The sequence below is a fragment of the Parapedobacter indicus genome, assembly GCF_900113765.1.
Lineage (GTDB): Bacteria > Bacteroidota > Bacteroidia > Sphingobacteriales > Sphingobacteriaceae > Parapedobacter > Parapedobacter indicus.
The window spans coordinates 137,025-151,047 of sequence record NZ_FOQO01000013.1 but is presented as its reverse complement, the minus strand read 5'-3'; the positions used below and the strand labels follow the sequence as shown (position 1 = coordinate 151,047).

Annotated in this window: 5 protein-coding genes; 4 read left to right on the top strand and 1 reads right to left on the bottom strand. The window is 49.7% G+C overall.

All coding sequences use genetic code 11. From position 1 onward, the window contains the following. Positions 1-308: 308 nt before the first annotated feature. A complete protein-coding gene (locus tag BMZ56_RS22545; RefSeq protein WP_245893354.1) occupies positions 309-2,348 on the bottom strand; it encodes a dipeptidyl-peptidase 3 family protein in 2,040 nt (679 codons plus the stop codon). 280 nt (positions 2,349-2,628) lie between these two features. Here BMZ56_RS22545 and BMZ56_RS22540 point away from each other — a divergent pair, with 280 nt between their 5' ends. From BMZ56_RS22540 to BMZ56_RS22525, 4 genes are all read left to right on the top strand, one after another. Beyond that, positions 2,629-4,749 carry a right-handed parallel beta-helix repeat-containing protein gene (locus BMZ56_RS22540; protein ID WP_177195273.1) on the top strand — a complete coding sequence of 707 codons (2,121 nt, stop codon included), beginning with the start codon at positions 2,629-2,631 and terminating at the stop codon, positions 4,747-4,749. 64 nt (positions 4,750-4,813) lie between these two features. Beyond that, the gene (locus BMZ56_RS22535; RefSeq protein WP_181127816.1) at positions 4,814-7,717 is read left to right on the top strand and encodes a two-component regulator propeller domain-containing protein; all 2,904 of its coding nucleotides are present in this window, start codon (positions 4,814-4,816) and stop codon (positions 7,715-7,717) included. A gap of 130 nt (positions 7,718-7,847) precedes the next feature. Beyond that, positions 7,848-10,718, top strand: a complete 2,871-nt coding sequence (locus tag BMZ56_RS22530; protein ID WP_245893352.1) for a TIM-barrel domain-containing protein — start codon at positions 7,848-7,850, stop codon at positions 10,716-10,718. A 74-nt stretch (positions 10,719-10,792) separates the two neighbouring features. Then, positions 10,793-14,017: a SusC/RagA family TonB-linked outer membrane protein gene (locus BMZ56_RS22525; RefSeq protein WP_090631283.1), complete on the top strand. Its 3,225-nt coding sequence runs from the start codon at positions 10,793-10,795 to the stop codon at positions 14,015-14,017. Positions 14,018-14,023 lie beyond the last annotated feature (6 nt).

The following is a 14,023-nucleotide window of genomic DNA, read 5'->3' as shown; positions in this document are numbered from 1 at the left end:
AACAAAACTCGGAGTAAAAAAGACTATTATTCATGTATAAAAGGAATATTAGTTGTTATTTTGTCGTATAAAAGACGACCATTAGACGACAATTACACGACTAAAAGACGATCAAATTTGGTATCTACTCCGTTTTTGTAACGATTACATTCCGTTTTTGTAGGGAGTCTTTTTAGCAAAAAGGGAGGTGCGAGCCCTATTCAGGATTACAGTCAGGCTATGAACATGAAGGCGGCGGTTATAAAAAAGAAGCCGTTGCGCTGCTGAGCAGCACAACGGCATAAATGCTTCGAAGGTTAATTTATGGATTAGTTTATCGGTGGCAAAAACGAGTACTCCTTCCCATATTCCAGCATTTGCCGATAAAAATCGTCCGTATATTCCAGTTTCACATCTGTGATTTCGCCGTTTTCTTCCACTGCGATCAGTTTCGGTTGAACAAAACCTTTGTAGGGCCTGAGGTTCAACTTCGCATAGCGCTCCCAAACCTCTTTATGCAGTTCAGGGTTCACCTGTACACCATATGTCTCCACAAGATTCTTTCCTGCTTCGTAATCTCCTTCTGATTTAATGCGTTGGATTTCGCGTAGCAGGTCGCCAAATAAGGTACGCAGTTTTTCGTAATCGTTGATCTGTACATAGGTTTTGCCTTCTTGTTTTTCAAACGACACCACGTTTTCTGCCTTGCCTTTTTCATATACCCAATAGGCATTCAATGCACGGTTACGCATGTGAGCTTCTTCAATCTGATCGCCCGGTTTGATACGGGTTAACTGGGTCATCAGCCCATTCATCAGGTAGCTGTCGTACTCGGCTTTACCCACCTCCACTGAAGGCATGACGCCGATTTCTACCAATTTCGGGTCTAATATGTAATATAAAGCTACGAGGTCGGCCCGCGCTTCTTCGAGGCAGGATGCATAGCTTTTCAGGGTCTTGTCGGTCGTGCCCACACCGGGATTGATTTGCCCAGACGCATGACCGATGCACTCGTGCATATCGGTGTGTAGGTCACTGGCCAGGTTGCCGTATTTTTTCATGCGGGCCAATTTTGCCGTATCACCGACAAACTCTTCCAGAAAGCCGCTGTTCGCGCTGCTTTCGTTATAAGCGTGGACAATGTTGCTTAGCGAAACTGACTTGGAGCCGTAATCCTTGCGCAGCCAGTCCGAATTGGGAAGGTTGATGCCGATTGGCGTGCTGGGGGCGGCGTCACCAGCTTCCGCAATAACGGTGATGGCTTTGGCGCTGATGCCCTTTACCTGCTTTTTCTTATGTTCCGGTATCAAAGGCGAGTTGTCCTCGAACCACTGCGCGTCATCGGCAATTGCTTTGATCCGTTTCGTGCTTTCGAAGTCCTTCAGTGATAGCACCGCTTCGTAACTGCCTTTAATGCCGATCGCATCGTTGTACACTTCAATAAAGCCGTTGGCAAAATCGATGACACCGGTTGTGTCTTGTACCCATGCTTTATTGTATTCATCCCATGTTTTTAGGTCGCCGGTTTTATAATATTCGGTCAAGAAGGTAAGTGCCTGTTTTTGCTGTGGATTTTCAGCCAGTGGGATCGCCTTTTCCAGCCACGAAATCATCCGGTCGATCGCACTGCCATACATCCCGCCCGATTTCCAGACTTTTTCGGTCAGTTGGCCCTGTTCTTTGACAACCTTACTATTAAGCCCCCATTCGGGATCTTGGCCGGTATGCGGAAAGCCATTATAAAAATCTTCTACTTCTTTTTGAGTTACGCCCTCATAGAAATTATTGGACGACAGTGCTACGTGGTCGATTCCTTCCGTAAGATTAACCATTTTAGCGCCCAATTTCGGATCGAAGATTACCGGAGTGATCCGGGCTATAAAAGCTTCCGTGTCCTCGCCGTCTAACAGTGGCAGGTTGGCGGGGTCACACGCTTTTACCAGGTCAGCAAAGTAATCGGGGTTGCATTCGGGTACAAATTTATCGTTCGAATAGTGGTGGTGGGCGCCATTGCTGAACCAAAAGCGACCCGCATATTCCTTCAGTTTGCCCCATTCCGCTCCGCTTTTTTCTGTCTTGGCATTGTTGAAAATAGCTTCCAGCGTTTTTCGGATCGTCAGGTTGTTTTTTCCGCGTTGGTCATAAATAATATCCCTGCCGGATAATGCTGCCTGGTACAAGTAGTACGCTAACTTTTTTTGTTGAAGACTCAACCGGTCAAACCCTGGCACCTCATAGCGCAGGATCTCCAGATCGGCAAATTCATCGACTTTCACTTGGGCTGATGCCGTGTCAGAACTGCCAGAACTGTTTTCAGACGAATGGCAGGAATAGAAGGTGCCGATTGCCACGGAACTTGCTAATAGCATTGAAAATTTAGTGCTAACTTTTCTCATAAAATAAACATTCATTAGTGCATTAAAACCAATTGGGATTGGATTCTATGCAAAGGAAATAAAAAATTGACGGATATTTTGCCGATATCCGTCAATTTTTCTTCAATGTCCGGTGACATAGGTGGTTTCCTGCGCTCCAATAAGACGTCTCCAGTAGAGCGATGTCGAGTTTCTTTATTTATTAGCTATATTTAGGGCGTTGATTTCCCATTAGCCCTTATGAACCCGAATTTGCTGAACAATTATGAATATTATGAAATCACTCTTCCTTATTCTGACCACCTTATTGATCTCCCATGCATTGCGTGCGGATGTAAAACTTTATGTATCGCCCGATGGCGATGATCGCAATCCGGGTTCTCAGGGTCAGCCTTTGGCAACTCTTGAAGGTGCACGGGACAAAATCCGTCAGTTGCGTTTCGATAAGCAGATCTCGGATACCATTTTTGTCGAAGTACAATCGGGCACCTATTACATCACCCAGGCATTCCAGTTGACCGCTGAAGACTCCGGTACTCCTCAGTCGCCGGTAGTTTTTTATGGAGCCAAAGATAACAGACCGCTTATATGCGGTGGAAAAACAACGGACCGTTTTGAAGAGGTGACACCGGGGCTTTGGCGTGTTTACATACCAGAAGTTGCCCATTACGGTTTATATTTCGAACAATTGTATATAAATGGTCAACGGCGTTTTAGGGCGCAAACGCCTGACCGGGGCCAGTTCTCGCGGGTAGAAAGACTTGAGGAAACCATCCTGGATTCTTCGGGATACAGGATTGCTGATTTTGCATCACAAAAACTGGTTGTATCAGCGAAGGATCTGCCTATTTTGAACGATATTAGTGATAGTGAATGGGATCAGGCACTCGTGATTTTCTACCACAAATGGGACAACACGCGTAAGCGGGTCAAACATATTAAGGTTTCCGATTCGGCCGTATACTTCATCGGTAAAAGTATGCAACCTTGGAATCTAATCGACCATCAAAGTCGTTTTGTGATAGAAAACTATCGGAAAGCATTGGACAACCCCGGTGAGTGGTTCCTACAACGCGATGGATATCTTTACTACATGCCTCTGCCGGGCGAAACGATCGAAAACACGCAATGCATATACCCTATCTCCGACAAGTTGTTGACCCTAACCGGCAGCGAAGAAAAGGAAATCTCCTCGGTGCGGTTTGAGAACCTGCGTTTCGAAGTAACCACCCACCAAACCCCTCCTAATGGAGATGAACCCTACCAGGCAGCTGCCTATGTCGATGCCGCCGTTATGGTTGATCATGCCAATCACATCGAATTTGTAAATTGTGACATTGCCCATACGGGGCAGCATGCCATCTGGTTCCGTACAAGCGTTTCCAACTCAAAAATAACGCATTCCCATTTACACGACCTCGGGGGTGGCGGAGTCAAAATAGGGGATTATTCATCCTCGGGGTTTAAGCAGACCAATCAGGGAGAAACGGCAGAAACCCATCATATAACCGTACATAATAATATCATACAACACGGCGGATATGTATTCCCCTGTGCCGTGGGGGTGATCATTTTCCACGGGAGCGATAATTATATAACCCATAATGACATTGCTGATTTCAGGTATTCGGGTGTTTCCGTTGGTTGGATATGGGGCTATGCGCCAAGTCCGTCGAAACGCAATAAAATAGCATTTAACCACATCCATCATTTGGGGTGGGGCGAATTGAGCGACATGGGTGGGGTGTATACGCTCGGGGCCTCGGAAGGTACAACGGTGAGCAACAATGTTATCCACCATATCCACTCATTCAGTTACGGTGGCTGGGGCTTGTATACCGATGAAGGGTCCTATGGGATTACGATGGAAAATAACCTGGTATACAAATGCAAGAATGCTGGTTTCCATCAACACTATGGCAAAGAAAACATCATCAGAAACAACATCTTTGCATTCAACCTGCTTTCGCAGCTACAATTTACACGTGTTGAAGAACATCTGTCGTTTTCCTTTATCAACAATATTGTTTATTACGATACAGGCTTTCTATATATGAATATGGGAAAAGACACATGGCTTAAGGCGCAAACGGTCTTAGATAAAAACTGCTTCTGGGACCGCCGTACTGAAACGCCGGATTTTGTAGGGATGAGCTTTTCCGAGTGGAAAAAGCTAGGGAAAGATAAGCATTCCATTATCGCGGATCCGTTGTTTGTCGATCCGGATAATTTCAATTTTCAGTTTCGCAGCAAGCGCATAGCTAGGAAGATTGGCTTCGAGCCATTTGATTATTCGCGTGCAGGAGTTTACGGCGATCCGAAGTGGCAAGCCACGGCTTTATTATCTGACGAGCTGATGAAACAGTTTGATCGGATGATGGAAAAGGTAAAATGAGCAATCAAATACAGAATGCGTGATATTTTGTAAATTTGGCTGATTTCGTTGGCCTATGTTACATGTGCTAGTACGACTTTTGATTGTCGGGGGATGTTTGTTGTCCATCCGGGGCGTCGCTCAGACCGTTCAGTTCCAGCAATTGAACGTTGAAGATGGGCTATCGCATAACCACGTCACGGCCATTGTGAAAGACAAACGAGGCTTTCTATGGTTCGGTACACCCACGGGTCTTAGCCGGTACGACGGCCATGAGGTCAAGGTATTCCGGCATGTAACCAACCAACCTCGTAGTATAAGTGATAGTGATATATTGGGGCTGTTCATTGGTCCGGAGGAACGGTTGTGGGTGAAGACAAAACTGGGCATGAATATTTACGACGATCGTCGCGAAGAGTTCACGCGCAATGTAGACAGTGTACTGCAATCGATGGGGCTGCCGGTAGCGGAAGTGCTGGACGTAAGGCGCGCCGCTCACGGCAAATGTTGGTTTCTGCAGGCTGGCGGCCGGGTGTCAAGCTACGAGGAGCAGGGGCATACGGTTGCCTCGTATCCGTGGATAGACCCGACAAGTTCCGTCACTGGTATTGCGCTGGATCGTTCGGGAAATGCGTGGGCCGTGGATCATAAAGGGACGGTATGTCAATTGGGGGGCGACCACCCCATCAGTTACCAGTTGAACGATCGTGAGGTAACGTACCAAGGGGGAGCCGACTTTCGGCTATTTATGGACCGCAGCGGACAACCCTGGGTATATGCGTCCGGCCTATCGTTGGGGGTTTATTGGTGGCCCGCACCTCGCACCGCACCGCTGCACTTTACCACGGCATCTAACATCATCCCTTTGAATAATCAGATTATTTTCGGGATGGCCGAAGATGCCGATGGAAACATTTGGATCGCTACGGATCACGGCGGCGTGAATTTAGTGAATCCCAATACCAAACAGGTTTCTTACTTACTGCATGACGAATACGACGATCGGACCATCAGCCAAAATAGCATCATGGCCCTCTACTGTGATCGCGACGGAATTATGTGGGCAGGTACTTTCAAGCGGGGTGTCAGTTACTACCACCCCAGCCAGATTCAGTTTGCTTTGTTCCAACGACAGCGGGGGAGGGGAGAAGCCGTATTGCCCTTTGACGATATTAACCAATTTGTCGAAGACTCATTGGGGAATGTTTGGATCGGAACCAATGGGGGTGGACTGATTTATTTCGATCGACGGACCAACCGCTTCATTCAATATCGGTACGATCCGCAGGATCCGCACAGCCTCAGCAGCGATGTGATTGTTAACCTGTACATCGACCGCGAGAGAACGCTTTGGGTCGGCACGTATCACGGTGGGCTCAATCGCTTCGATGGCCGTGGGTTTGTGCGGTATTTGCATGATCCGCTCGATTCCACGTCCATCCCCGACAACAGTGTTTGGGAGATTTATGAAGATACCCAAGGGCGTTTTTGGATCGGAACGCTCAATGCTGGATTGGCGCGGTTTGATAGAAAGACAGGCTGCTTCACCCGGCTGGGGTATGGAGAACAGGGATTTACCCTATCGGCGTACATTTCGGCCATCACGGAGGATCAACGGGGCGGGGTTTGGTTCGGTACCGCCAACGGTGTCGAACTGCTTAATCCGGATGGGACGTTTACGCTATTTTCCTATAAGGACAACAAGCCGGGGGCACTCAGCAACGATCATGTAAACGAGATCATCGAAGATCGTAAGCGTCGGATCTGGGTGGCTACACGGGATGGTCTCAATCTCTACGATGCGGCTACCGGTTTGTTTCGGTCTTTTCGCATGGAAGATGGACTGCCGGACAATGCGATATTAGGCGTGGTGGAAGATCAGGAAGGGACCATTTGGGTCAGCACGGCGAGAGGTATTTCCGCCATTCGGGAGGAAAAAACCACCCCCGGACAGTGGCGCTTTTGGAGCTATGATCGGCGCGATGGATTACAAGGCAACGCATTCAATGAAGACGCTACGTGCCTGTTGTCTACGGGGGAATTGCTTTTCGGCGGTCCTTCGGGATTCAATAGCATCGATCCCGCACACATCCAATCGCCACCCCAAACGCTGACGCTACCTGTCCTTACCGATTTCCAGTTACTCAACCGCAGTGTAGACGCATCCCAATGGTTGGACCGTGGGCAACTAAGGCTTTCCCACGACCAGAATACCGTGGGGTTTGTGGTTGCTTCACTCTATTTTCTCAATAAAGACCGAGCCTATTTCCGCTACCAATTGGAAGGGTTCGACTCCGAGTGGGTATTGATGGATAGACGTACCCGCAAGGCAACGTTTACCAATTTGGATCCGGGTAAGTATGCATTCCGGGTGATGGTGTCCGAGGACGGGGAGAACTGGAGCAAGCCGTACACCCTTTCAACGTTTACCATCCGTCCCCCATTCTGGAAAACCGGATGGGCGTATTTTCTATATGTTGCGTTTGGATTGGGCACGATACTATTGATCCGGTATATTGAGCGAACGCGGGAAAAAACACGTTTCGCGCTGCAGCGAGAGCGACAGGAAGCACGTTCCAAGCTGGAAAGTGTGTTGAAACAACAGGCTTCGATGGAGCAAGCCTATAAAAAGAAACTGGACGTGTTCCCTTCCGAGAAGCCGGTAATGACGACCGACGAACTGTTTCTACGGAAAGCACTGGAGACGGTGGAGCAGCATATGGGGGAAGCCGGTTTTTCGGTGGAGTCTTTTGCGGAGGCGATGCATGTAAGTCGGGTAAGCCTCTACAAACGGATCGTTACGTTAACGGGGCATACACCCTCCGAATTTATCCGAAATATCCGCCTGCGCCGGGGCGCACAATTGCTGGAGCAGTCGGGGCTTACCGTGGCCGAAATTGCCTACGAAGTCGGGTTCAGCAATCCCAAACCATTCAGTAAATATTTCAAGCAGCTTTATGGGGTAGCACCCTCTGCGTACCGCAAATAGGTATATCTGGGACAAAAGTTAACCAAATCACCCACATTTGTTAACATACCTATCCCTTGGTATCCATTTAGCTCGCCTAATTTTGATCTCGATAACCAATTGCATTAACCAGCTATCGGTATTGCTTTTTATGATGAAGATGATATTCTTGTTCGTGGCCATTCTTTTTTTACTTATCTGTCCGGTGATGCCAACGATGGCAGCGCAGGTAGACCAGCCCCAAATAACCCGTAACGCTACCGGTGTATCCCTTTTGTTTGATGGGATGGCTACCGCAATCGACCAAGAGGTGGTATTGGATGTTATTACTGACCAGATTATTCATGTTATTGTCAAGCCGCCGGGAAAGTCTGTAGCGCCAAGCGAATCGCTCGTCATCGTCGACACCCTGCGCCGTACGGCAGGGCCGTGGACGCTGGAAAAGGCCGGTGATTATCTGCAGTTGAAAACAGCGGCCTTAACCGCCCGCGTCTCGTTGCTGTCTGGTGCAATCGATTTTCTGGACGAGAAGGGACAAACGCTGCTCGCCGAGCGGCGGCGGGATGCCACCACGTTTGAACCGTGTGCGTACGATGGCGATGTCTTTTACGGGATTCGGCAACATTTTGCCGTGTCCGAAACAGAAGGACTTTATGGACTTGGGCAGCACCAAAATGGGGTAATGAATTATCAGGGCCGACAGGTAACCCTTTTGCAGTATAATACCACGATTGGAGTACCTTTTTTGTTGTCCACCAACCATTACGGTATCCTTTGGCATAACTATTCCATTACGAAGGCCGGTGACATCCGGCCGCTACTTCCATTATCGGCTTTTCGCCTGTATTCCAAGGAAGGACAGCGGGGGTGGCTTACATCAACCTATCGGGATAAAAACCACCCCGAAACGATCCGGTTATCGCGACCGGAATCGGATATCACCTACCGCTATCTGACCGATCAATCGCGGTTTCCAGATTCTGTAGACCTTGCGAGCAGTCTGGTTACCTACGAAGGGCAACTGGAATCGCCCTATACGGGCCTCCACAGGCTGCATTTTACGTATTCGGGTTACATCAAGGTCTGGATAGACGACCAATTGCGAGAAGATCGCTGGCGCGAGTCGTGGAATGCTGGTTCTTTCGAGGTCGCGTTAGACTTAGAAGCCGGCCATCGCCACGACATCCGGATCGAGTGGCTGCCAGATGGAGGGCAGTCCTACTTAGGTGTCGAGTGGCAGCGCCCCATTCCCGATACAGATACCGGTACATTTTCGTTTGACTCGGAGGCAGGTGCTGGTGTCGACTACTATTTTATTGCCGGAAGCGATATGGATGATGTCATCGGTGGTTACCGCCACCTTACCGGCCGGGCACCCATCATGCCGCGGTGGGCATTTGGTTTCTGGCAGAGCCGAGAACGTTACAAAACACAGAAAGAACTGGAAGATACAGCCATGGAATTCCGCAAGCGGCAGATTCCTATCGACAACATGGTGCAGGATTGGTCTTATTGGCGTGAGCACGATTGGGGGAGCCACGATTTTGATACCACACGTTTTCCGGATCCCGAGGGCATGGTAGATCGCTTGCACAACAACCACTTTCACCTCATGATATCGGTTTGGCCCAAAATCAACGAAGCATCCAGCGTCTACACCCGGTTTCGCGATAAAGGGTGGCTCTATCTACGCAATATTTACGATGGCCGCAAGGACTGGATCGGTCCCGGATATACTTCTACCTTTTATGACCCATTTAATGCCCAGGCCCGCGCGGGCTTCTGGGATTTGATGAATGAGAAACTATATCGTAAAGGCATCGACGCATGGTGGATGGACGCCAGCGAGCCGGATATCCACTCCAATATTAACCTAGAAGCGCGAAAATCGGTCATGCAACCGGCTATCGGTTCGTCTGTGCGCTATTACAACGCTTTTCCGTTGGAAAATGCCCGCGGCATTTACGAAGGGCAGCGGAGCACCGATGCCAACAGTCGGGTATTTATCCTTACCCGTTCGTATTTCGCGGGCCAGCAGCGTTACGCGGCGGCGGCCTGGAGCGGCGATATCTCCTCGCGTTGGCACGATATGAAAGACCAGATTGCCGCCGGGGTCAATTTTTCGATGTCAGGCACACCCTACTGGACCATGGATGCTGGCGGTTTTTTGGTCGAAAGGCGTTTCCACAACCCCAATACCGAAGACCGTGAAGAATGGCGCGAATTGAATACCCGCTGGTACCAGTATGGAGCCTTTTTGCCGATTTTCCGGGCCCACGGGCAGTTTCCCTTTCGAGAACCATTCAATATCGCCCCCGAAGGACACCCTGCCTACAGCAGTATGCGTTATTACATCGGACTTCGTTATCGACTCTTGCCCTATACGTATTCGTTGGCCGGGAACACCTATTTGCATGACTACACGATGCTCAGGGGGCTGGCGATGGACTTCCCGCAGGATGCACAGGTTTTTGCCATCAATGATCAATTTCTGTTCGGACCCTCATTGCTCGTAAATCCGGTAACGCAACTTGGGGCTACTTCTCGTAAATTGTATTTGCCCCGGGGAGCAGGATGGTATGATTTTTACAGTGGCGCATACCATCGTGGCGGGCAAACGCTGGAAGCGGCAGCACCCTACGAGCGCATGCCGCTTTTTGTCAGGACAGGCAGTATCATTCCGCTTGGCCCCGAGCTGCAATACACCGACGAAAAGCCTGCCAAGGAAATTACACTCTTTGTTTACGCAGGTGCTGACGCCTCTTTTGAGCTCTATGAAGACGAGGGGACTAATTATAATTATGAAGAGGGAAAGTTCGGTACCATTACATTGACGTATCACGACAAGACCAGCGAGCTGCGTATCGGTGCTCAGCGGGGTTCGTTTGAAGGGATGTTGACCCGCCGGAGGTTCGACATTGTCTATGTGCGGCCTGAAACGCCGCAGGGTGCGGATACGCCCGCGCGTGTCACGCAAACGGTAACATATACTGGAAAGGAAATACACATCAAATTGAAATAAACAAGCAATAACTCGGGCGTAACAAGGATCAGTTATCGCCTTCTATTGGATTCTTCAATTATAAACAAAAAACCATGCAATTAATTTTTTACAAACAGTACTCGCGAAGGCTGTTGCAGCTCACAATAGGCTGCCTTGCCTTGAGCGTTTCGGTCCCTCCGGGGCCTGCATTTGCACATAACGGTGCCGGATATGAATCCGAACGGCTACACGTGGCGCAAGCAACGGTTAGTGGCACCGTGGTTGACGATGCAGGGACACCTTTGGCGGCTGTTACGGTCACAGAAAAAAACACCAGCACATCTACGACGACGGATGTTGAAGGTAATTTTCAGCTGTCGGTATCTTCGGGTAATGCCACCTTGGTGTTCTCGTCGATCGGGTATACCACCCAAGAGGTTTTCATCGGTAACCAGCGGATAATCCATGTTACCCTGGAGGTTGCCAACAATACCCTTGAAGAACTGGTGGTGGTAGGCTACGGTACGCAGAAAAGGAAGCTGACAACAGGCGCTATGTTGCAGGTAAAAGGCGATGACATTCAGAAATTGAGTACCACCAATGTGGTCGGTGGGCTTCAAAGCCAGTCGCCCGGTGTCCAGATTACGCAGACCTCCGGCATGCCCGGGCAAGGTTTCAAGGTCAGAATCCGGGGTATCGGTACAATCCATAATTCCGATCCGCTGTATGTCATCGATAACGTTATCGGTGGAGATATCAATGCACTGAGTCCTGCGGATATCGAATCCATTGACATCCTTAAAGATGCTGCATCGGCAGCCATTTACGGTGCCAGGGCCGCCAATGGTGTGGTCTTCGTCACGACCAAACAAGGGAAGGCCGGCAAGCTCAAAATCAATTATGATGGTTTCGTTGGTTGGCAGAATGCCTACAAGATGCCTTCGTTGCTTACGGCCAAAGAATACATGGCTATCCAGGACGAACGTATGTTTAATGAGGGGTTGGCTCCGTATGACTGGGCCAGTCTTATTCCCAATCAATACCAGCAGATACAGGAAGGAACCTGGAATGGTACCAACTGGTTGCGGGAAATCCACCAAGATAACGCATTGACGCAAAGCCACGCCTTTAACCTCACCGGAGGCGGTGAACAGTCTAAGTTTTCACTGGGTTACTCCACCGCTTCTCAGGATGGTATCTTTGGGAAGCCTGTTCAACCCCATCTTAACCGGCACACGTTTCGCATCAATTCCGACCACGTGATTCTGAAAAATGATGATTTTGATATCCTTAAATTCGGTGAGAACCTCACCTATACCTACCGGGTCAATTCGGGTATCGGCATCGGCAATATCTACTGGAACGACGTGCACAACATGATGGTGGGTAATCCACTGCTGCCCGTCTATAATGCAGCGGGCGGGTACTACGACCAGGCCAGCAAAATTGCGGATGGATGGGCATTCGACGGCGCGACGGCCAATCCCATTGCAGATATGGTTTACCGCCGGGGTCAGAACCAGAGCAAGAGCCATTCCCTGTTTGCCAATGCATATGCCGAGGTTCAGCCGCTCAAAGACCTGCGAATCCGCAGCAGTTTCGGTTATCGGCTGGGCGCTTCTTCCTACCGTTCGTATACGCCGGCATTCCGTTTATCCACGGTGTCGCTCAATGACATCGATGACATCTCGCAAAACCAGGGCCTTGGCTACAGCTGGTTGTTGGAAAATACGATATCATATCAGCGCAGTTTGGGCAGCGGACACCATTTCGACGTGGTGGTGGGGCAGTCTATCGAAAAGGGCGGTATTGGCGAGGACCTGAGTGTCACCACGGCCAACTCGTCGTTTCCCGGTAGTTGGCCCAATGCCTGGGTAAGTAATGGGCAGGGATATTCCGGCTTTATGCCCGCTGTGGGCGGAACCCATTGGGGTGAATACGCCTTTAGTTCTGCTTTCGGACGCGTCAGCTATAATTACCAGGAGAAATACATGGCGGCTGCGATTATCCGGGGCGATGGTTCGTCCAATTTCGACCGCGGCAAGCGATGGAGTTATTTCCCATCCTTTTCGATTGGCTGGAATGTCACGAATGAAGATTTTATGGAACCGGCATCGGAGTGGCTTTCCTTCCTGAAGCTGCGTGCCAGCTGGGGCCAAAATGGAAATGCGAATATCCCGCCCTTCCAGTACCTGGCTACCATTGCCATTGATCGCCAAAATGGCTACTATTTCGGCAATGAAAAGAACACGCTTGTCAACGGCGCCTATCCTGATATCTTACCCAACCCGGTTGTGTCATGGGAAACGTCCGAACAGCTCAATATCGGGTTTGACGCGCGCTTTGTACAGGACCGCTTGGGTGTCATCTTCGATTGGTACCGCAAGTCAACCATCGATTGGCTGGTCCAGGCACCGGTATTGGCTATTTTCGGAACTCAAGCACCCTTTATCAATGGCGGCGATATCGAAAATCAAGGCCTGGAGCTGGGGTTAAGGTGGAATGAAACCCGTGGCGATTTCGCTTACGGTATCAATCTCAACGGCGCTTACAATAAGAATCGCGTTACCCGCATTGCGAATGCCGAAAAGCTCATCAACGGCGCGGCAAACGTGTTAAGCCAGGGTACGACGCCCATGTATCGTGCGCAGGAAGGCTATCCGGTGGGTTATTTCTATGGTTTCAAGACCGACGGTATTTTCCAGAATGACGCGCAGATTGCGGAATACCGTGCCGCGGGGCACGGTGTATTGGCAAGTGCTCAGCCAGGAGATGTGATTTTCGTAGACACCAATGGCGATGGCTTTATCACCGAAGCAGATAAAGTACAGATTGGCAATCCGCACCCCGATTTTACGGCCGGGCTCAACATTTCGCTGGGGTACAACGGCTTTGACCTGATTGTGTCAGGCTTCGGCGCGTTTGGTCATCAGATTGCCAAGTCCTATCGCTCGTTTGCCGATAGTCCCTTGCAAAACTACACCACCGAAGTATTCCAGCGGTGGCATGGCGAAGGCACGTCCAACCGCTACCCGAGGCTCACCAACGGCAGCCATACCAACAACCAATATATATCAGACATCTACATTGAAGATGCCGATTTCTTCAAAATACAGAATATCACGTTGGGCTACAGTTTCAAGTCCTTGTTTCCGAAGATGCCGCTCGGGCAAGCCCGCCTTTATGTGTCGGCGCAAAACCTGTATACGTTTACCGGCTATTCGGGCATGGATCCTGAAATCGGTTATGGCGATGAGCAGGGCTGGGTGTCCGGCATAGACCTCGGGTTTTATCCAAGCCCGCGTAATTTCATCATTGGACTGAATGTCAACTTTTAATACGAA